Here is an 18,789-nt window from a genome sequence, read left to right as displayed (position 1 = left end):
TTCAACGGGCGCTCAGCGCTCCGCGGCCCGCGCCAAGTGGTCGAGGGTGGCCGCCACCGCGGGCACCTGGGCCAGATCAGGCAGGGTGAGCGCGACGATTTCGCGCTGGACGGCAGGCTCCACCGTCACTGTGCGTGCACCTCTGGGGCGTACGGACTCGATGGCGAGCTCGGGCAGGACCGCGACCCCGAGGCCCGCGCCCACCAGGCCGATCACCGCGGGGTAGTCGTCGGTGGCGAAGTCGATGCGGGGCACGAAACCCGCTCCCTCGCAGACCTCGACCAGCTGCCTGCGACAGCGCGGACAGCCCGCGATCCACGGCTCGTCGGCCAGTTCCCCGATGGCGACCGCGTCCGCCTTGGCCAAGCGGTGCCCCTCCGGCACCAGGCCGACGAGCCGGTCGGCGAGCAGTGGCCGTACGACCAGGTCGTCCCACTCCTCGGCGGCGGTCGCGCCGTCATAGCGGAAGGCCAGCGCCACGTCGCAGTCGCCCTCGCGCAGCATCTCCACCGAGCGCGGCGGCTCGGCCTCCACGAGCGAGACCCGCGTGCCGGGGTGCGCCGCGCGCAGGGCGGCGAGCGCGCCGGGCACCAGCGTCGAGCTGCCGCTGGGGAAGGAGACGAGGCGGACCCGGCCCGCCCGCAGGCCCGCGATGGCGGCGACCTCCTCCTCGGCGGCGGTAAGACCGGCCAGGATGCCCGCGGCGTGCCGGACCAGGGACTCGCCCGCCTGCGTCAGGCGCATCTCACGGCCCGTGCGGATGAGCAGCGGTGTGCCCGCGGAGGCTTCGAGGGCCTTCATCTGCTGGCTCACGGCGGGCTGGGTGCAGCCGAGATCGCGCGCCGCGGCCGAGAAGGAGCCGGTGGCGGCGACGGCGCGCAGGACGCGGAGATGACGAGCCTCGATCATGCGGCAAGCATAAGTGACGGTTGGATCAGGCGTCCGATAATGCGTCGACGCTTTGGGCCGGCTCGCCTAGCCTTTCGTCATGAAGCTTCTCTCCGTGAATCTGGGCCGGTTCAAAGCCGTGGACTACACCGACGCCCCTTCCGGCGGCACGGGCATCGACAAGAAGCCCGCCGACGGGGCCGTACGGGTGGCGGCTCCCGGCGCGAAGGGCACCGCCGGGAGCGGTCTCGCCGGGGACGAGGTCTGCGATCTGCGGCACCACGGCGGGGACGACCAGGCGGTGTACGCCTACGCGCGCGAGGATCTCGACGAGTGGGAGCGGCTGCTCGGCCGGAAGCTGCCGGGCGGCGCCTTCGGCGAGAACCTCACGACGTCCGGGCTCGACGTGAACGGCGCGAAGATCGGCGAGCGCTGGCGCGTGGGCCCCGATCTGCTCCTCGAAGTGACGTCGGGCCGCATCCCCTGCCAGACCTTCCAGGGCCACCTCGGCGAGACGAAGTGGGTCAGGCGCTTCACGCGGCAGGGCGCCCCGGGCGCCTATCTGCGGGTGATCGAACCGGGTGAGATCCGGGCCGGGGACAGCATCGAGATCGTGCACAGCCCGGATCACGACATCACGGTGGCCCTCCAGTTCAGGGCCGTCACGACGGAGCGCAAACTCCTGCCGAGCCTGCTCGCCGCCGGCGACGCGCTGCACTCCGAGTTGCAGGAGACGGCGCGCAAGTACGTGGAGAAGTACGGGCCCGGGGCCGAGAGCCGTCCGGGCGACACGGCGGCCTCTGGTTCTCACTAGCCTTGGTCCATGACTACGGCTCTGATTACGGGATCGACCGCCGGTATCGGCTCGGCCTTCGCCAGGCGGCTCGCCGGTGACGGCCACAACCTGGTCCTGGTGGCACGGAACACCGAGCGGCTGCGGGAACAGGCGACCGAACTGCACGACCGGCACGGCATCGAGGCGGAGGTCCTGACCGCGGACCTCGCGACGGACGACGGGATCGCCGCCGTCGAGAAGCGGCTCGCGGACCGCAGGAATCCGGTCGACCTCCTGGTGAACAACGCCGGGTTCGGCAACAAGGGCCAGTACCTGGAAGTACCGATGGAGGACGAGCTGACGATGCTCAAGGTGCACTGCGAGGCGGTGCTCCGGCTGACGTCGGCGGCGACGGAGTCGATGCGCGAGCGGGGCCGCGGGGGCGTCGTCAACGTCGCCTCGGTGGCGGCGTTCGTGCCGCGCGGGACGTACGGCGCTTCGAAGGCGTGGGTCGTGCAGTTCACGCAGGGAGCGGCGAAGGATCTGGCGGGCTCGGGGCTGCGGCTGATGGCCCTGTGCCCCGGATTCGTACGGACCGAGTTCCACGAGCGCGCCGGCATGGGGACGTCCAACATCCCCAAGTGGATGTGGCTGGACGCGGACAAGCTGGTCGCGGCGGCGCTGGCCGACTTGGCGCGCGGCAAGACCCTCTCCATCCCGGACCCGCGCTACAAGGCGCTGATGGGCGTGGTGAAGGTGACGCCGCGGGCGCTGCTGAGCGGCGTGACATCCCGTACGGGCAGGAAGTACGGCCCGCAGTAGTAAGAGCGCCCCTCAAGGGGCGCGGTGAACTGCGCGACAAGCCACGACGGGCCCGCGCTGGAGAACGCACGGAGGCCCGGCACCCCCAACGCGGGGTACCGGGCCTCCGTTACAGCCAAGCGCAAGCGTCAGGCGGGGTCAGTGAGAGTGACCGTGCCCGTGCCCAGCGCCGCCGTCGCCCTCTTCCTCGGCCGGCTTCTCGACGACCAGGGTCTCGGTCGTCAGGAGCAGGGAGGCGATGGACGCGGCGTTCTCCAGAGCGGAGCGCGTGACCTTGACCGGGTCGATGACGCCGGCCTTGACCAGGTCGCCGTACTCACCGGTCGCGGCGTTGAAGCCGAAGCCCTTCTCGAGCTCGGCGACCTTCGAGGTGATGACGTAGCCCTCGAGGCCGGCGTTCTCGGCGATCCAGCGCAGCGGCTCGACGGCGGCGCGGCGGACGACGGCGACACCGGTGGCCTCGTCGCCCTCCTTGCCGAGCGAGTCGCCGAGCACCTTGGCGGCGTGCACCAGGGCGGAGCCACCACCGGAGACGATGCCCTCCTCGACCGCGGCGCGGGTCGCGGAGATGGCGTCCTCCAGACGGTGCTTCTTCTCCTTGAGCTCCACCTCGGTGGCGGCGCCGACCTTGATGACGCACACGCCGCCGGCCAGCTTCGCGAGGCGCTCCTGGAGCTTCTCACGGTCCCAGTCGGAGTCCGTGGCCTCGATCTCGGCCTTGATCTGGTTGACGCGGCCCTCGACCTCGGCAGCGTTGCCGCCGCCGTCGACGACGGTGGTGTCGTCCTTGGTGATGGTCACGCGGCGGGCGGTGCCGAGCACGTCCAGGCCGACCTGGTCGAGCTTGAGGCCGACCTCTTCGGCGATGACGGTGCCGCCGGTGAGGGTGGCGAGGTCACCGAGCATGGCCTTGCGGCGGTCACCGAAGCCGGGAGCCTTCACCGCGACGGCGTTGAAGGTGCCGCGGATCTTGTTCACGACCAGGGTCGACAGGGCCTCGCCCTCGACGTCCTCGGCGATGATCAGGAGCGGCTTCGAGGCGTTGGCCTGGATGACCTTCTCGAGCAGCGGGAGCAGGTCCTGGATCGAGGAGATCTTGCCCTGGTGGATCAGGATGTACGGGTCGTCGAGGACGGCCTCCATACGCTCCTGGTCGGACACCATGTACGGGGACAGGTAGCCCTTGTCGAAGGCCATGCCCTCGGTGAAGTCGAGCTCAAGACCGAAGGTGTTGGACTCCTCGACGGTGATGACACCGTCCTTGCCGACCTTGTCCATCGCCTCGGCGATGAGCTCGCCGACCTGCGGGTCCTGGGCGGACAGACCGGCGACGGCCGCGATGTCGGCCTTGTCGTCGATCGGGCGCGCGGTCGCGAGGAGCTCGTCGGACACGGCCTTGACGGCGGCGTCGATGCCCTTCTTCAGGGCGGCCGGGGAGGCGCCGGCGGCTACGTTGCGCAGGCCTTCCTTGACCAGGGCCTGGGCGAGAACGGTCGCGGTGGTGGTGCCGTCACCCGCGATGTCGTTGGTCTTGGTCGCCACCTCCTTGACGAGCTGGGCGCCGAGGTTCTCGTACGGGTCCTCGATCTCGACCTCACGAGCGATGGTGACGCCGTCGTTGGTGATGGTGGGGGCGCCGAACTTCTTGTCGATGACGACGTTGCGGCCACGGGGGCCGATCGTCACCTTGACCGTGTCGGCAAGCTTGTTGACGCCGCGCTCGAGGGCGCGACGGGCGTCCTCGTCGAACTTCAGGATCTTCGCCATGGGAGCGGTTCAGCCCTCTCGAAAACTCAGGGGGTCCGGGGGGAACCCCCGGGAAATGTGCAGCAACGAACTGCGCCCCTCGCCGCCCGGCAATCAGCAGCGGGGTGACCAGGGGCGCAGCTCACAAGCAAATCTGCTGGTTAGGCAGGTAAAGCGGGTGAATTACTTCTCGACGATCGCGAGCACGTCGCGAGCCGAGAGGACGAGGTACTCGTCGCCGTTGTACTTCACCTCGGTGCCGCCGTACTTGCTGTACAGCACGACATCGCCGACCTTCACGTCGAGCGGCAGGCGCTCGCCGTTCTCGAAGCGGCCCGGGCCCACGGCGAGGACAGCACCCTCCTGGGGCTTCTCCTTCGCGGTGTCCGGAATGACCAGGCCAGAGGCCGTGGTCTGCTCGGCGTCGAGCGGCTGGACCACAATGCGGTCCTCGAGCGGCTTGATGGCAACCTTGGAGCTGGCGGTCGTCACGATCCGGTCTCCCCCTTCGGAGATCTACGGGGTTAACAGTCTGGGGTGGCGACCAGGTGGATCCGTCGTCGCGGGTGCCGGACCTGCCCGTCGCTGTTGGCACTCTCCAGTGGTGAGTGCCAAGGGCGAGACTAGGACGGCGATTAGCACTCGGTCAAGCGGACTGCTAATTCGCTGACACGGGTCTTATGGTGACGGGCTGCTCCGCGGCGGCTCGGGGGCGCCCCGCCGCCCCTCCGGGCAACGCATTTCGGGGGGCGTCGGTTCCTTCCCGGCGGCCGGGCCCCGCTCCTCTCCGGCGGCCGGGCCCCGCCCTGTTTCCGGTGCAGCGGCAGATGGTGCGGCCGTGTTGCCCGCCCCCTGCCCGCAGCCTGGCGACGGGGCCGGCTTTCGCGGCGGGACCTTCTCCGCCGCCTTTCTGCCGAGCCTCTCGATCGGGTCCACCGATTGGGCGCATCCGGTGAGCAGTGCGGGCGCGAGGACGCCTGCCGCGAGGGCGCCCGCCAGGAGTCGCCGCGCCCGCCCCGTCACAGGTAGTCCTCCAGCCTGGCCACCGCGTACCCCTTGTCGGTGACCGTCTTCATGACCTTGCGGACCATGTCGGGCATCGTGCCCTTCCAGTCCTCGCGCCCCCGGAAGTGCGTGAGGATGATGTCGCCGGGATGCAGGTCCCGGTCCCATTCGCGCCACTCCATGTGGTCGGCGAAGGCCTCGGAGGCCCACAGCGGCACGGCCTTGATCCCGCAGGACTTGGCCGCGCGCAGCGTGTCCGCGTTGTAGTTGCCGTACGGCGGGCGGAAGAGCTCAGGCCGCTTGCCGTAGCGCTTTTGGATGATGTCCTGCATGCCGCAGATCTCGCGCCGCTGGCCCGCGTACGAGAGCCCCGGCATGTAGCGGTGGTTGAGGGTGTGGTTGTTCAGGACGACACCACGCGACTGCATCTTCTTGAAGTAGCCGTAGTCCTCCTTGACCAGGTAGTCGCTGAGGAACGCGGTGTACGGGATCTGCAGTTCGCTCATCATCTTGAGCAGCGCCGGGTCCTTCTCGGCGCCGTCGTCGACGGTCAGGAAGACGATCTTCTTCTTCGTCGGGATGGTCGTGAAGACGGGCGGCAGATGCGCCTGGCCCTTGACCTCGAACCCCTTGCGCGTGGTGATCTTCGGCTTCTGGGCGGGGGGCCGCGGCGCGGTCAGCGGGGTCTTGGCCAGGCCCCAGCGCTTCGCGGCGGCGGCGCGCGCGACCTGTGCGACGCGGAGCTTCTGGGCGTAGGTGTCGAGGGCGCGGGCGGGCGGCGCGTCCAGGCGCTGCTGGCCGGGCGCCGGGTGTGCGCCGCCGTCTGCTCCCGAGGCGCATCCGGAGGCGATCGCGGCGACGGTGAGCACGGCCGCTCCGGCCCGCGCCCGGCTCATCCCCCTGCCTGTTCCCCGGGCCGTTCCCCGGCCCGCTCCCCCGCCCGTTCCCTGGCCTGTCCCCCCGCGCCGGCGCCGTGCCGGACCCCCCTCCCGGCCCTCCCGCTTTGACCCGAATTCATCTTTTTGTCGTACTAGTTGCATGGCGCCGGATCCTTGCAGCTCACGGCCCTGCCAGGGGGCCGACACCGCCGCCGGGCGCGCACCATCCACCGACTGGCCCACAATGGGCCGGGTGAACGACCTCGACCGTGATCCGACTGCCCCGACCGCCCTGACCTCCTTCGCCGCGCTGCTCACCGCCGAAGGCCGGTCCCTGCTCGATCTCGACGAGGTGCGGGAGGCCGATCCGGCCCGGGAGCTGGCCGTCGCGACACGCCTGCGCCGCGAGCACCCGGCGGAGCTGGTCACGGCGGTGCTGGCGCAGGCTCGGCTGCGGCGCCGCGCGGTGGCGAAGTTCGGCGCCGAGGACGCGGGGCGGATGTTCTTCACCCCGAACGGGGTCGAGCAGGCGACGCGCACCAGCGTCGCCGTGCACCGCGCCGAGAGGTTCAAGTCCCTCGGCGTACGCAGCGTGGCCGACCTCTGCTGCGGCATCGGCGGCGACGCGATCGCCCTGGCCCGGGCCGGGATCGCCGTCCTCGCCGTCGACCGTGACCCGCTGACCTGCGCGGTGGCGCACGCGAACGCGGAGGCGCTTGGCCTCGCCGACCTCATCGAGGTGCGCGAGGCCGATGTCACCGAGGTCGACACATCGGCGTACGACGCGGTGTTCGTGGACCCGGCGCGGCGTGGCGGCCGGGGCCGCATCTTCGACCCCGAGGCCTACTCCCCGCCCCTCTCCTGGGCGGTCCGGGCCGCCGGCAAGGCGCCGCACGCGGCGCTGAAGATCGCTCCCGGCATTCCGCACGACGCGGTGCCCGCCGAGGCTGCCGCGGAGTGGATCTCGGACGGCGGTGACGTGAAGGAAGCCGTGCTGTGGTTCGGCACGGACGCCCCGTCCTCGCACCGCGCGACGCTGCTGCCCTCGGGCGCCTCCCTGTCGTCCCCGCTCGCCGCGATGCTGCCGGACCCGCCGGTGCGGGCGGTGGGCCGCTATCTGTACGAGCCGGACGGCGCCGTCATCCGCGCGCATCTGGTGGCGGAGGTGGCCGTGCGGGTGGAGGGCGGGCTCATCGACGAGACCATCGCGTACGTCACCTCCGACGCGCTGCACGCGACGCCGTACGCCACGGCGTACGAGATCACCGATCAACTGCCGTTCGGCGTGAAGAAGTTGAAGGCGGTGCTGCGGGAGCGGGAGGTCGGCATCCTGACGGTGAAGAAGCGGGGTTCCGCGGTGGAGCCGGAGGAACTCCGACGGAAGGTGAAGCCGCAGGGACCCAACTCCGCGACGGTGTTCCTCACCCGGGTAGCGGGGGCCCCGACGATGCTGATCGGGCAGCCGGTGGGGGCCTGAGAGCGGGGCCGCGGCCACCCGCGCCACCGGCTCCGCCGAACGGGCTCGTAGTCGCCCGCATCACCGGCTCCGCCGAACGGGATCGCGCTCGCCCGCGCCACCGACCGCCTCACCCGAACGGGACCGTGATCGCCCGCCTCACCGCCTCCGCCGAACGGGATCATGATCGGCCGCGCCACCAGCCCCGCCGAGCGGAGTCGTGGTCGCCCGCCTCACCAGCTCCGCCGAACGGGATCACGCTCGCCCGCGCCACCGGCTCCCCCGAGTTCGCCCTCAAACGCCGGGCGGGCTGATTCCGGCCGCTCGTCCCAGTAGCAACTCCCTCTCCCGCTCATTTCGCGTAAGCTCCGCCGCCCGCTCGAACTCCTCCCGCGCCTCCGCCACGCGCCCGAGCCGCAGCAGCAGGTCCCCTCGCACGCTCGGCAGCAGGTGATAGCCCTTCAGGGACGGTTCCTCCACGAGCGCGTCCACGAGGTGCAGTGCCTGCGCCGGGCCCGAGGCCATCGACACCGCCACCGCGCGGTTCAGTTCGATCACCGGTGAGGGAGCCCGGGCGGCCAGGAGTTCGTAGAGGGCGACGATCCGGGGCCAGTCCGTGTCCTCGTACGAAGTGGCGTTCGCGTGACAGGCGGCGATCGCGGCCTGGAGCGCGTACGGCCCCGCCGCACCCCTGGCCGCCGAGTGCGCGCGGGCGAGGGCGGCGAAGCCGCGTCCGATCAGCAGCCGGTTCCAGTGGCGGCGGTCCTGGTCGGCCAGGAGAACCGGCTCGCCCGCCGGACCCGTACGCGCCGCCGCGCGGGACGTCTGGAGCTCCAACAGCGCGGCCAGACCGTGCACTTCGGGCTCCTTCGGCATCAGCCCGGCAAGAACGCGCGCGAGGCGGAGCGCGTCCTCGCACAGCGAAGGGCGCAGCCAGTCATCGCCCGCCGTGGCCGCGTACCCCTCGTTGAAGATGAGGTAGATGACTTCGAGCACCGACCCGAGCCGGGCCTCGCGCTCGGCCCCGTACGGCACTTCGAAGGGCACCCCCTTGGCGGCGAGGGTGCGTTTGGCGCGCACGATGCGCTGGGCCACCGTCGATTCGGGGGCCAGCATCGCGCGGGCGATCTCCGTCGTCGTGAGACCGCCGAGCAGCCGCAGCGTGAGCGCGATGCGGGCCTCGGCGGAGAGAACCGGGTGACAGGCGGTGAAGACGAGACGCAGGAGGTCGTCGTCGATGTCGTCGGGGTCGGCGGGTTCGGCGGGTTCGTCTACGTGGGGCGGGGCGGCCTCCAGGTCGCGGCCCATCTCCTCCAGCTTGCGCGCGTAGCGCTCCCTGCGGCGTACGAGGTCGATGGCACGGCGTTTGGCCGTGGTCATCAGCCAGGCGCCGGGGTTGTCGGGAACCCCGGTCCGCGGCCACTGTTCGAGCGCGGCGACCAGCGCGTCCTGCGCGAGCTCCTCCGCGATGCCCACGTCGCGCACGATCCGGGCGACACCGGCGATGAGGCGCGGCGACTCGATCCGGAAGACCGTCTCGACGGCGTGGGCGGGGGCAGGGGCAGGGGTGGGGGCCGGGGGAATTCCGCCGGAGCGGTCGGGGCGAGGGGGCTCTGCGGGGTGGGCCGTCACGGCCACCCATCAGAGCACCCCCGCGGTGTCACCGCAAAGGGCCTGCGCCGGCCGCTCAGCCCTCGGCGATCTCCCGGACCTCGGCCGTCACGGTCCAGTGCTCGTCGTGGGTCTTCAGGAACCGGCTCGTCCACTCGACCGCCTCGGCCCTGTCCTTGCACTGCGTGATGCAGTAGCCCCCGACGACCTCCTTGGCCTCGGTGAACGGCCCGTCCGTGACGGACAGCTCGCCGCCCTTGAAGTGCACTTGGGTGGTCTGCGCACTCGGGGTGAGGCCGGCGGTGTCGAGCATCACGCCCGCCTTGGTGATCTCCTCGAGCAGCTCACCCATGCGCCGGCCCATCTCGGGGCTGGGGCCGCCCTCGGGGGAGTTCTTCTCGTCGACGCGGATCAACGTCAGAAAGCGCGGCATGGTCTTGTCTCCGTTCGGCTGTCGCGTGCCCTGCGGGGCGGGCGACGGGCGGGGCTTCTCCCCGCCTCTCACCCCTGCGTCGAACGGTAGGGGCGCGGATCGACACCGTCCGCGAGATTCTCCGGACTTTTTTCCGGAGCGGGCGGGGCGGATTCGGCGGGCGGCTCCGGAGGCACCTCGGGTGGACGCGCCTCAGTGGACACCTCCAAAGACGCCTCAGCCGACGTTTCCGCAGGTCGCGAAGGTGTACGCGACGGATGCAGCACCGCCGTCGCCACCGCTGCCGCCACGAGCAGCGCCGCGGCCACCCCGAACGCGGTCGCGTACCCGTCCGCGAGCGCACCCGGCCCCCGGCCGCTCCCCGTGCGCCCCGCGCTCCCCGTGGCCCCCGACGCCACCGCCACCAGGACCGCGAGCCCCAGCGAACCCCCCAGCTGGCGCGAGCTGTTGAGCAGCCCCGAGGCCATACCGGTCTCCCCGGCGGCGACACCGGAAGTCGCCGCCGTGCCCAGCGGCACGAAGCACATGCCGATGCCGATGCTCGCCACCAGCGAGGGCCCGAGGACGGACCCGAGGAAAGTGCCGTCGGGCCCGACCGTGAGCGCGAACCACACGAACCCCGCGGCCCCGAGCAGGCCCCCGGCCACCAGGGTCGTCCGCTCCCCGAAGCGCCCGGCATGGCGCGTCGAGATCACCGAACCGGCGACGACGCCCGCGCAGAACGGCAGGAAAGCCGCCCCCGCCCGCGTCGATCCGTACGACAGGACCTCCTGGAGGTAGAGCGAGGTGAAGTAGAAGGCGGCGAACTGCCCCGACGACATCAGCAGCGCGAACGCGTTCGCGGAGAGCACCGGCCGGTTGGCGAGCAGGCCGGGCCTGAGCAGCGGCTGACGCGTGCGGGACTCGACGACGGCGAACGCGGTGAGCAGCACGGCCGCGGCGCCGAGAGTGCCCCGGGTCGTGCCGGATCCCCACCCGTACGCCTCCGTGCGGACGAGCCCGAGGACCAGTGTCGCCATGCCGGCCGTGACGAGGAGCGCCCCCGCGGCGTCGAGCCGCGGCGCGGGCCCCGTGCGCCGGTCGGCGGGCACCCCGCGCCGCGAGAGGAGCAGCACCGCGAGCACCACCGGGACGTTGATCAGCATCACGGAGCGCCAGCCGGCCAAGTCCGTGAGCAGCCCGCCCGCCATCACACCGACCGCACCGCCGAGCGCGCCCGCCGCACCCCAGAGCCCGAGCGCCCGTGAACGCGCGGGCCCGGCGGCGTAGTTGACGGTGATCAGCGCGAGGGCGACGGGGGCGAGCGCCGCCGCTCCCGCGCCCTGCACGGCCCGCGCCGCGACGAGCTGCCCCGGCGTCTGCGCGAGCCCGCCCGCGAGGCTCGCGATGCCGAAGACCGCGAACCCGGCGATCAGGGTGCGCCGCCGCCCCACCACGTCGGCGAGGCGCCCGCCCAGCATCAGGAGGCCGCCGAAGGCGAGCGCGTAGGCATTGACGACCCAGAGCAGCGAATCGGCCCCGAAGCCGAGATCGTCGCCGATGTCGGGCAGCGCGATGTTCACGACGGACATGTCGAGGGAGACCAGGAACTGCACGGTGAGCAGCACCGGCAGCAGCCGACGGGTCCCCGGGTTCTTCAAGGTCTCGGAGGACTTCGAGTCAACGGGATTCACCATGCCCGAGGACATTACTATACGCGTATAGAAAATGCACCGGTGTGCGTCCGCCTGCCGCCGCAGGCGCGACAATGAGCCACGTGGAAGCAGAGAAACCAGCGCCGAGAGCAACGAAGCCGACGGCAGCGAAGCCGGCAGCGGCGAACCCGACAGCGGGCAACCCACCCGCGGGCGGCCGGCCTGCGGCAAACCCGCCCGCGGGGAACCGGCCTGCGGCGCACCCGCCCACGGCAAACCCGCCCGCGGAGAAGAAGAAACGCGGCCGCCCCAGCCGCATCGACCTCGACACGCTCGTCTCCGTCGCGCGCCGCATCCTCCAGGAGGAGGGCGTGGCCGCCCTGAGCATGCGCCGGGTCGCCAAGGAGGTCGGCGCGACCCCGATGGCGCTCTACCACCACGTACGCGACAAGGACGAGCTCCTGATGCTCACCCTGGCCGGGACCGCCGACTCCGTGCCGCGCCCCGAGCTCCCCGACGACCCGCGCGACCGGATGCTGGCGGTGGCCGTGCACATGCACGGCACGCTGGCGCGGATGCCCTGGGTGGTCGAGGTGCTGAGCCTCGGCGACCTCACCGACAAGGGCGCTCTGTGGATGGTCGAGGAGATCATCGACTGCTGCCTGGCCCGCGGCCTCACCCCGGCCCGGGCGGTCGCGGCGTACCGCACCATCTGGCACTGCGTCTACGGCGACCTGGTCTTCCGCCAGTCGATGGCCCGCCGCGCCGAGGAGCCGGACCGGGTGCGCCACTTCCCCGACATGCTCACGGACGCGGACGCCGGGGAGCTCCCCCACATGACCGCGCTCGCCGGGCGCTGGCTGGAACTGACGGCGGCCTACGACATGTCCGTGCAGCTGGGAGCGGTCATCGACGGGCTCCTGGGGGCCGGGGAACGCGGCTGACGCGCCCCCGCTCCCGTCCTCGCCCTCGCCCTCGCGTCAGTCCGTACCGACCGACTCGAACCGCCACCGGTGCACCGCCCGTGTCACCAACTCGGGCCCCGGCTCGGGGAGTTCGGGGAGGTCGGCGTCGTAGGGCGCGTCCCACCAGGTCAGGACGAGCACCCGGTCCTGCGGGGCCCTGAAGCTCTCCCGCCGGACAGGGTCGCCGTCCAGTACCTGCGCGCGCGCCCAGGCGAGCAGTTCCGCGCCCCTTCCTTCGACGGCGCGGGCCTCCCACATCAGCGCGACGGTCACGAGTACAGGTTCTCCTTGCTGACCTCGTGGACGTGATCGTGGTCGTGGGAGTGCGAGTGGCCCGGCACATGCGGCTCCGTCACCGGCAGCGAGGAGTCCGCCGACAGGTCCCAGTCCGACGCAGAGCGGTTGCGCGCCACCATCTCCGCGCCCAGCGCCGCCACCATCGCGCCGTTGTCCGTGCACAGCTTCGGCCGCGGCACCCGCAGCCGGATCCCGGCCGCGTCGCACCGCTCCTGGGCCATGGCGCGCAGCCGCGTGTTGGCGGCCACGCCACCGCCGATCATCAGGTGGTCCACGCCCTCGTCCTTGCAGGCCCGTACGGCCTTGCGGGTCAGCACGTCGACGACCGCCTCCTGGAAGGACGCCGCCACGTCCCGTACGGGAACGTCCTCGCCCGCGGCCCGCTTCGCCTCGATCCAGCGCGCGACGGACGTCTTCAGACCGGAGAAGGAGAAGTCGTACGCGGGGTCGCGCGGCCCGGTGAGCCCGCGCGGGAACGCGATCGCCTCCGGGTCGCCCTCCTTGGCGTACCGGTCGATGACGGGACCGCCGGGGAAGCCGAGGTCGAGCACCCGCGCGATCTTGTCGAAGGCCTCGCCCGCCGCGTCGTCGATGGTCGCGCCCAGGGGCCGTACGTCCGAGGTGATGTCGGCGGAGAGCAGCAGCGAGGAGTGCCCGCCGGAGACGAGCAGCGCCATCGTGGGCTCGGGCAGCGTGCCGTGCTCCAGCTGGTCGACGCAGATGTGCGAGGCCAGGTGGTTCACGCCGTAGAGGGGCTTGCCGAAGGCGTACGCGAACGCCTTGGCCGCCGAGACGCCCACCAGCAGCGCGCCCGCGAGGCCGGGGCCCGCGGTCACCGCGATGCCGTCCAGGTCCTTCGCCGTGACGCCCGCTTCCTTCAGGGCGCGGTCGATGGTCGGCACCATCGCCTCCAGGTGCGCGCGCGAGGCGACCTCGGGGACGACGCCGCCGAAGCGGGCGTGCTCGTCGACGCTGGAGGCGATGGCGTCGGCCAGCAGGGTGGTGCCGTGGACGATGCCGACGCCGGTCTCGTCGCAGGAGGTCTCGATGCCGAGAACGAGAGGTTGGTCGCGCGAGTCAGCCATGGGTGTCGGTTCCTTGTACGGATGTCGATGGATCGGTCAGACGCATCACCAGGGCGTCCACGTTGCCCGGCTGGTAGTAGCCGCGCCTGAAGCCGATGGGCTCGAAGCCGAAGCGCTCGTACAGCTTCTGCGCCCGGGTGTTGTCGACCCGCACCTCGAGCATGACCTCGGCGCACTCGAAGGCGGTGGCCGCGCTCAGCAGGTCGGTCAGGAGCCGGGAGCCGAGGCCCGTGCCCCAGTGGCTCGGGGCCACCGCGATGGTCTGTACGTCGGCCTGGTCGCCGCCCGAGGCGAGCCCCGCGTACCCGACGAGCCGGTCGCCGTCCATCGCCACCACATAGCGGCGGGTGGCCTGCGGCCCGCGCGCGTGGGACAGCTCGGACCAGAACATGCCGCGCGACCAGGCGTCGTCCGGGAAGAGCTCCTTCTCGAGGACGTAGACCGGTTCGATGTCCCACCAGCGCATCTCGCGCAGGACAGCTGTCGTCACGGATGTCACTTGGGGGTGACCACCTTGTAGTTCTTGGGCACTTGCGCGTCGGGTCGGCGCAGGTACAGCGGCCTCGGGGGAAGGAGTTCCTCCCCCGCGGCGAGCTTAAGAGCGGCGAGGGACGCGAGCGAGGCCGCCGAAACGTGCTCGGGGGCGCGGGCGTCCGGGAAGGTGTCGGGGTAGAGCACCGCGCCGGCGCCGACGGCGGGCAGGCCCGCCACCTCGTCCGTGATGTCGGCGGGGCGGTCCACGGCGGCCTCGGTGAGGCGGGTGCGCGGGTCCGCGTACCGCGCCCAGTAGACCTCCTTGCGGCGCGCGTCCGTGGCGACCACGAAGGGCCCGCTCTCGATGCCGGACTCGTACGCGAGGCCGTCGAGCGTGCAGATCCCGTGCACGGGCACGCCGAGCGCGAGGCCGAAGGTGTCGGCGGTCATCAGGCCGACGCGCAGACCGGTGTAGGGGCCGGGGCCCACGCCGACGACGATGCCGGTCACGGCGTCGAGTCTCAGCCCGGCCTCGGCGAGGACGCGGTCGACGGCGGGCAGGAGCAGCTCGCCGTGACGGCGGGCGTCCACCTGGCTGGAGGCTGCGACGACGGACGAGCCGTCGTGCAGCGCGACGGTGACGGCGGGGGTGGCGGTATCCAGAGCGAGCAAGAGCACGCGAATAGCCTACGGCTCCGGCGCCCGGCGCACGGCCGACCGGGGATGCCGCACACCTGCTGCTAACGTCACCCCATAGCCGTACGGAGTACGAAGAGGGTGGCGCAGTTGTCCAGGAGCAGCTCGGGATTCGTGGCCGGGCTCACCGCCGCCGCGGTCGCCGCGGTCGGCTTCCTCGCTTACCAGGCCTCGGCGAGCGCGCCGGAAGACCTGGGCAAGAAGCCGGACAAGTCCCCCTCCGCCACGGCCTCGCGCTCCCCCGAGGACAAGACCGACCCGGCGGCGGTCCCCGCGCAGTCCGGTACGGGCGAGCGGGTCGTCTACTCCGTGGGCGACGACCGCGTGTGGCTGGTCGGCGCCACCGGCAAGGCGCAGCGCACGTTCAAGGTCACGCCGAGCACGGTGGACCCGGCCCCCGGCACGTACGCCGTCACCTCGCGCTCGGGCACCGTCACCGGAACGGACGGCGTGGCGATCGAGCACGTGGTGCGTTTCGCGAACGTCGACGGGATCGCGATCGGCTTCAGCGCCGCGACGGACGGCTCGACGCCGAAGCCCGACCCGTCGAAGAAGACCGGCGGCATCCGCGAGTCGCGCAAGGACGGCAACGCGATGTGGGAGTTCGCGACGATCAGCAAGAAGGTCGTCGTCGTTCCGTAACCGCTTCGCCCCTAGGGGCCGGGTCGCGCGGCGGTGTGGACACGGCGCTCGCGGCCGCGCAGGACGCCAGCAGATCGCGCATGGAAATCCCCGATGGCCTTGATGGCTCCGTTGGCCTCGGCAGCGCGCACGGCCGCGTCCTGGCGTCACGTTCTGAAGCCGACATGGATGCCTCCTGGGCTCCGGGGGCAGACGTGGTTAGGTAGACCTAACCAGTACCGACACCCATGTGACCACGCCCGACGCACACCGCGCAACATCTTGCCGACGCCTTGTCGGAATGTTCGGGCGAAAAGAACGAGAGCTGGGGGCGGGTTCGGGCCGCGGGGGCGGGTTCGGGCGAGTTCAGGCCGCGAGACCGCCCCGCGACCGCCCCGCGCGACGCTCAGGCCGTGAGCAGCGTGAGGTCTGCCTCGGACCAGCGCTCTCCGACGCCGGTCAGCCTCACCTCGCGTACCTCGTCCGTCGTATCGCCGACGGTCCGGTCGATGGCGATGCGCAGCCGTTCGTCCGAGAGCTCCTCGACCTTGCCGTCGCCCCACTCCACGACGATCACCGACTCGGGCAGCGAGACGTCCAGGTCGAGGTCCTCCATCTCGTCGAGGCCGCCGCCCAGGCGGTACGCGTCCACGTGCACCAGCGGCGGCCCGTCGGACAGGGAGGGATGGACGCGGGCGATGACGAAGGTCGGGGACGTGACGGCACCCCGGACGCCGAGGCCCTCGCCCAGGCCGCGGGTCAGGGTCGTCTTGCCGGCGCCGAGTTCGCCGGAGAGCATCACGAGGTCACCGGGGCGCAGCAGCTTGGCCAGGCGGCGACCCAGATCGCCCATCTGTTCGGGCGAGGTGACGGTGAGGTCGAGGGAGTTCACGGGGGCCGGGTTGTGCGGTGCTTCCATGCCCACCCACGTTAGCGGCTGGACGTCCGTGCCCCGGCCGCCTCGGGCACCGCTCCCGCCCGCGTGAGAAGGTCCGCGAGGCGGTCCGTGACGACCTCGGGGTGCTCCAGCATGACCAGGTGCCCCGCGTCCGGGACGAGCACGAGCTCGGCATCCGGGAGCAGGTCCGCGATGACCTCGCTGTGCTCGCTGGGCGTCACCAGGTCCTTGTCCCCGGCGAGCACGAGCACCGGCAGCTCCGCGAAGTGCTTCAGGGCCTCGGTCTTGTCGTGCTCGGCGAACGCCGGATAGAACTCCGCGACCACGTCGATGGGCGTCGACTCGATCATGCGCTCGGCAAACCGCGAGATGGCCGGATCCACCTCCCTCGACGAGAACGAGTAGCGCTTGATGATCCCGGCGAAGAGGTCCGCGGTGGCCCGCCGCCCCTTCTCGACCAGCTCGGCCTGCGAGCCGAGCGCCTTCAGGACCCCCGGAAGCACGCGGCGCACCGCGTTCATCCCCGCGATCGGCAGGCCGAAGTTGACCTCGCCGAGCCGCCCGGACGACGTACCGACGAGGGCCACGCCGACGACGCGCTCGCGGATGAGCTCGGGGAAGTGGTCGGCGAGGGCCATCGTCGTCATGCCGCCCATGGAGTGCCCGACCAGGACCAGCGGGCCCTCGGGGGCCGCCGCGTCGATGACGGCCTTGAGGTCCCGCCCCAACTGGTCGATGGAGACCGGCGTACGGTCCGCCAGCTGCGCGGCGCCGCGCCCCGACCGGCCGTGGCTGCGCTGGTCCCAGTACACGCAGCGCACGACGCCGCGCAGGGCATCCCGCTGGAAGTGCCAGGAGTCCTGGCTCAGGCAGTAGCCGTGGCTGAAGACGACGGTGACGGGGGCCGGTGCCTTGCGGCCGAAGAGCCTGCGCCGCCGCGGGGCCTGCGCGCTGTCCGGCTCGACCTCGTCGACCTCGTAGGAGAGCTCCGTGCCGTCGTCGGCGTACGCCTGGCCCGGCAGGCCGCGCAGCGAGCCGTACGGCCCCGAGGCGTCGAGCGCGAGCCGCGCCTTCTTGCGCATGCCGCGCCCGACGGTAAGCCGCTCGATGGCGACACCGGCGGCGGCGCCCGCGGCGACGACGCCTATCGCGGCACCGGCGAAACCGGCCCTGCGCCAGTTTCCGGCCGTCGCGGCGACTTCCGTCACCGCCTCTGCGGCCGCCCCCGTGGTCGTCTCGCTCACGTGCCGCTCCTACTCACTCGCCGGGTCGCTCATTCACATGGACGCGCGGAACACGCGAACCGATGCGGGTGACGATCTCGTACGCGATGGTGCCCGCCGCCTGTGCCCAGTCCTCGGCGGTCGGCTCCCCCCGGTCGCCGGGGCCGAACAGGACGGCTTCGGAGCCCACCGCGGGCTCGTCACCGCCGAGGTCGACCACGAACTGGTCCATCGCCACCCTTCCCGCGACCTTCCGCAGCTTGCCGCCCACAAGCACGGGCCCGGTGCCCGACGCGTGCCGCGGGATCCCGTCCCCGTACCCGACCGGGACGAGCCCGAGGGTCGTCTCGCCGGGTGTGACGTACTGATGCCCGTAACTGACGCCGTGACCCCCCGGAGCGTGCTTCACGAGGGCCAGCGACGCGCTGAGCGTCATGACGGGCCGCAGCCCGAAGTCCTCCGGGGTGCCGACCTGCGGCACGGGCGAGATCCCGTACATCGCGATTCCGGGGCGTACGAGATCGAAGTGCGTCTCCGGAAGCGTGAGCGTGCCGGGCGAGTTGGCGATGTGCCGCACCTCGGGCCGGATGCCGCGCTCCTCGGCGGCGGCGATCATCTCCCGGAACAGCACGAGCTGGGCGGCGATGGAGGGGTGCCCCGGCTCGTCGGCACACGCGAAGTGCGACCAGATGCCGGTGACACGCACCAGCCCCTCGGCCTCGGCCTGACGCGCCTGGGAGACGAGTTCGGGCCAGTCGGCGGGCATGCAGCCGTTGCGTCCGAGGCCGGTGTCGGCCTTCAGCTGGATACGGGCCGTGCGCCCCGCCTCCCGCGCGGCGGCCACCACTTCGCGCAGGGCCCACATGCCGCTCACGGACATGTCGAGATCGGCGTCGACGCCCTCGCGCCAGGGCCCGCCGGGGGTCCACAGCCAGCACATGACGCGCCCCCCGATCCCGGCGGCCCGCAGCGCGAGAGCCTCCTCGGGGGTCGCGGTGCCCACCCAGGTGGCTCCCGCCTCGACGGCGGCACGGGCGCAGGGCACCATCCCGTGGCCGTACGCGTCCGCCTTCACGACGGCCATGAAGGCGGCGTCCGGCGCGTGGGCGCGCAAAGAGCGCACGTTGGCCCGGAGGGCGGCCAGGTCGATCTCGGCGCGGGCACGCAAGGGTGCGGTCTCAGTCATATCGCCGCCCAGTCTCTCAGAGCCGACCGAAACCCCGTCAGCAGCAGGGTCAACCCACCCCGCACCGCCACCGACCCCACCCCTCGGCCCCGCCCC

The 18,789-nt window shown here is 72.0% G+C and carries 20 protein-coding genes; 5 read left to right on the top strand and 15 right to left on the bottom strand.

The genetic code is table 11. The features are described from left to right. Positions 1 to 12 precede the first annotated feature (12 nt). Complete coding sequence (locus tag IE226_RS29530; RefSeq protein WP_190084452.1) at positions 13 to 909, bottom strand: LysR family transcriptional regulator; 897 nt, start codon at positions 907 to 909, stop codon at positions 13 to 15. A 79-nt stretch (positions 910 to 988) separates the two neighbouring features. On the opposite strand from IE226_RS29530, the gene IE226_RS29525 reads away from it, so the two are divergent. Then, positions 989 to 1,702 (top strand): MOSC domain-containing protein, encoded by a 714-nt coding sequence (locus tag IE226_RS29525; RefSeq protein ID WP_190084451.1) that lies wholly within the window; start codon positions 989 to 991, stop codon positions 1,700 to 1,702. A 9-nt stretch (positions 1,703 to 1,711) separates the two neighbouring features. After that, positions 1,712 to 2,485, top strand: coding sequence for an SDR family NAD(P)-dependent oxidoreductase (locus IE226_RS29520; protein ID WP_190084450.1), 774 nt, complete (start codon positions 1,712 to 1,714; stop codon positions 2,483 to 2,485). A gap of 138 nt (positions 2,486 to 2,623) precedes the next feature. Here IE226_RS29520 and groL read toward each other — a convergent pair whose 3' ends face one another. From groL to IE226_RS29505, 3 genes are all read right to left on the bottom strand, one after another. Further along, entirely contained in the window at positions 2,624 to 4,252 is a 1,629-nt protein-coding gene (gene groL / locus IE226_RS29515) for a chaperonin GroEL (protein ID WP_190084449.1), read from the bottom strand. 162 nt (positions 4,253 to 4,414) lie between these two features. Continuing rightward, entirely contained in the window at positions 4,415 to 4,723 is a 309-nt protein-coding gene (gene groES, locus IE226_RS29510; RefSeq protein ID WP_006347174.1) for a co-chaperone GroES, read from the bottom strand. Between the two features lie 527 nt (positions 4,724 to 5,250). After that, positions 5,251 to 6,132, bottom strand: coding sequence for a polysaccharide deacetylase family protein (locus tag IE226_RS29505; protein ID WP_229871607.1), 882 nt, complete (start codon positions 6,130 to 6,132; stop codon positions 5,251 to 5,253). A gap of 226 nt (positions 6,133 to 6,358) precedes the next feature. On the opposite strand from IE226_RS29505, the gene IE226_RS29500 reads away from it, so the two are divergent. After that, a complete protein-coding gene (locus tag IE226_RS29500) occupies positions 6,359 to 7,591 on the top strand; it encodes a class I SAM-dependent methyltransferase (protein WP_190084447.1) in 1,233 nt (410 codons plus the stop codon). A 273-nt stretch (positions 7,592 to 7,864) separates the two neighbouring features. Here the strand turns inward: IE226_RS29500 and IE226_RS29495 are convergent, their stop codons facing one another. The 3 genes from IE226_RS29495 to IE226_RS29485 all read right to left on the bottom strand — a co-directional run bounded on the left by IE226_RS29495 (position 7,865) and on the right by IE226_RS29485 (position 11,290). Then, on the bottom strand, positions 7,865 to 9,154 hold the full coding sequence (locus IE226_RS29495) for an RNA polymerase sigma factor (RefSeq protein ID WP_190084545.1): 1,290 nt from the start codon (positions 9,152 to 9,154) through the stop codon (positions 7,865 to 7,867). A 103-nt stretch (positions 9,155 to 9,257) separates the two neighbouring features. Continuing rightward, positions 9,258 to 9,614, bottom strand: a complete 357-nt coding sequence (locus IE226_RS29490) for a YciI family protein (RefSeq protein ID WP_190084446.1) — start codon at positions 9,612 to 9,614, stop codon at positions 9,258 to 9,260. A gap of 68 nt (positions 9,615 to 9,682) precedes the next feature. Next, positions 9,683 to 11,290, bottom strand: coding sequence for an MFS transporter (locus tag IE226_RS29485; RefSeq protein ID WP_190084445.1), 1,608 nt, complete (start codon positions 11,288 to 11,290; stop codon positions 9,683 to 9,685). 275 nt (positions 11,291 to 11,565) lie between these two features. Between IE226_RS29485 and IE226_RS29480 the strand changes: the two genes are divergently transcribed. Beyond that, positions 11,566 to 12,192 (top strand): TetR/AcrR family transcriptional regulator, encoded by a 627-nt coding sequence (locus IE226_RS29480; protein WP_229871618.1) that lies wholly within the window; start codon positions 11,566 to 11,568, stop codon positions 12,190 to 12,192. 36 nt (positions 12,193 to 12,228) lie between these two features. On the opposite strand, the gene IE226_RS29475 is transcribed toward IE226_RS29480, so the two are convergent. From IE226_RS29475 to tsaB, 4 genes are read right to left on the bottom strand one after another with little or no spacing between them, the layout of a single operon-like run. Beyond that, a complete protein-coding gene (locus tag IE226_RS29475; protein WP_190084443.1) occupies positions 12,229 to 12,486 on the bottom strand; it encodes a hypothetical protein in 258 nt (85 codons plus the stop codon). Beyond that, positions 12,483 to 13,595 carry a tRNA (adenosine(37)-N6)-threonylcarbamoyltransferase complex transferase subunit TsaD gene (gene tsaD / locus IE226_RS29470; RefSeq protein ID WP_190084442.1) on the bottom strand — a complete coding sequence of 371 codons (1,113 nt, stop codon included), beginning with the start codon at positions 13,593 to 13,595 and terminating at the stop codon, positions 12,483 to 12,485. Before tsaD ends, IE226_RS29475 begins: the two co-directional genes overlap by 4 nt. Then, complete coding sequence (gene rimI, locus IE226_RS29465) at positions 13,588 to 14,061, bottom strand: ribosomal protein S18-alanine N-acetyltransferase (protein WP_190084544.1); 474 nt, start codon at positions 14,059 to 14,061, stop codon at positions 13,588 to 13,590. The genes tsaD and rimI overlap by 8 nt, the downstream gene beginning before the upstream one ends. 29 nt (positions 14,062 to 14,090) lie before the next feature. Further along, the gene (gene tsaB / locus IE226_RS29460) at positions 14,091 to 14,747 is read right to left on the bottom strand and encodes a tRNA (adenosine(37)-N6)-threonylcarbamoyltransferase complex dimerization subunit type 1 TsaB (protein ID WP_190084441.1); all 657 of its coding nucleotides are present in this window, start codon (positions 14,745 to 14,747) and stop codon (positions 14,091 to 14,093) included. A gap of 108 nt (positions 14,748 to 14,855) precedes the next feature. On the opposite strand from tsaB, the gene IE226_RS29455 reads away from it, so the two are divergent. Then, positions 14,856 to 15,407, top strand: coding sequence for a hypothetical protein (locus tag IE226_RS29455; RefSeq protein ID WP_190084440.1), 552 nt, complete (start codon positions 14,856 to 14,858; stop codon positions 15,405 to 15,407). Here the strand turns inward: IE226_RS29455 and IE226_RS44250 are convergent. From IE226_RS44250 to alr, 4 genes are all read right to left on the bottom strand, one after another. Next, positions 15,379 to 15,573: a hypothetical protein gene (locus IE226_RS44250; protein WP_229871606.1), complete on the bottom strand. Its 195-nt coding sequence runs from the start codon at positions 15,571 to 15,573 to the stop codon at positions 15,379 to 15,381. The two genes, IE226_RS29455 and IE226_RS44250, sit on opposite strands and share 29 nt — an antisense overlap. Positions 15,574 to 15,792: 219 nt before the next feature. Further along, the gene (gene tsaE / locus IE226_RS29450) at positions 15,793 to 16,305 is read right to left on the bottom strand and encodes a tRNA (adenosine(37)-N6)-threonylcarbamoyltransferase complex ATPase subunit type 1 TsaE (protein WP_190084439.1); all 513 of its coding nucleotides are present in this window, start codon (positions 16,303 to 16,305) and stop codon (positions 15,793 to 15,795) included. Positions 16,306 to 16,316: 11 nt separating this feature from the next. After that, positions 16,317 to 17,528 carry an alpha/beta fold hydrolase gene (locus tag IE226_RS29445; RefSeq protein WP_190084438.1) on the bottom strand — a complete coding sequence of 404 codons (1,212 nt, stop codon included), beginning with the start codon at positions 17,526 to 17,528 and terminating at the stop codon, positions 16,317 to 16,319. Positions 17,529 to 17,541: 13 nt separating this feature from the next. After that, positions 17,542 to 18,693, bottom strand: a complete 1,152-nt coding sequence (gene alr / locus IE226_RS29440) for an alanine racemase (RefSeq protein WP_190084437.1) — start codon at positions 18,691 to 18,693, stop codon at positions 17,542 to 17,544. Positions 18,694 to 18,789: the final 96 nt, after the last annotated feature.

It is taken from the genome of Streptomyces longisporoflavus (genome assembly GCF_014649775.1).
Lineage (GTDB): Bacteria > Actinomycetota > Actinomycetes > Streptomycetales > Streptomycetaceae > Streptomyces > Streptomyces longisporoflavus.
The sequence above is the reverse complement of the archived record's forward strand: the minus strand, read 5'-3'. Positions and strand labels throughout refer to the sequence as shown.

Bases quoted from the DNA above. Each gene is read 5' to 3' on its own strand.
- IE226_RS29530 (WP_190084452.1), bottom strand. From the start codon at position 909: ATGATCGAGGCTCGTCATCTCCGCGTCCTGCGCGCCGTCGCCGCCACC.
- IE226_RS29525 (WP_190084451.1), top strand. From the start codon at position 989: ATGAAGCTTCTCTCCGTGAATCTGGGCCGGTTCAAAGCCGTGGACTAC.
- IE226_RS29520 (WP_190084450.1), top strand. From the start codon at position 1,712: ATGACTACGGCTCTGATTACGGGATCGACCGCCGGTATCGGCTCGGCC.
- groL (WP_190084449.1), bottom strand. From the start codon at position 4,252: ATGGCGAAGATCCTGAAGTTCGACGAGGACGCCCGTCGCGCCCTCGAG.
- IE226_RS29505 (WP_229871607.1), bottom strand. From the start codon at position 6,132: ATGAGCCGGGCGCGGGCCGGAGCGGCCGTGCTCACCGTCGCCGCGATC.
- IE226_RS29500 (WP_190084447.1), top strand. From the start codon at position 6,359: ATGGGCCGGGTGAACGACCTCGACCGTGATCCGACTGCCCCGACCGCC.
- IE226_RS29490 (WP_190084446.1), bottom strand. From the start codon at position 9,614: ATGCCGCGCTTTCTGACGTTGATCCGCGTCGACGAGAAGAACTCCCCC.
- IE226_RS29485 (WP_190084445.1), bottom strand. From the start codon at position 11,290: ATGGTGAATCCCGTTGACTCGAAGTCCTCCGAGACCTTGAAGAACCCG.
- tsaD (WP_190084442.1), bottom strand. From the start codon at position 13,595: ATGGCTGACTCGCGCGACCAACCTCTCGTTCTCGGCATCGAGACCTCC.
- rimI (WP_190084544.1), bottom strand. From the start codon at position 14,061: ATGCGCTGGTGGGACATCGAACCGGTCTACGTCCTCGAGAAGGAGCTC.
- IE226_RS44250 (WP_229871606.1), bottom strand. From the start codon at position 15,573: ATGTCGGCTTCAGAACGTGACGCCAGGACGCGGCCGTGCGCGCTGCCG.
- tsaE (WP_190084439.1), bottom strand. From the start codon at position 16,305: ATGGAAGCACCGCACAACCCGGCCCCCGTGAACTCCCTCGACCTCACC.
- alr (WP_190084437.1), bottom strand. From the start codon at position 18,693: ATGACTGAGACCGCACCCTTGCGTGCCCGCGCCGAGATCGACCTGGCC.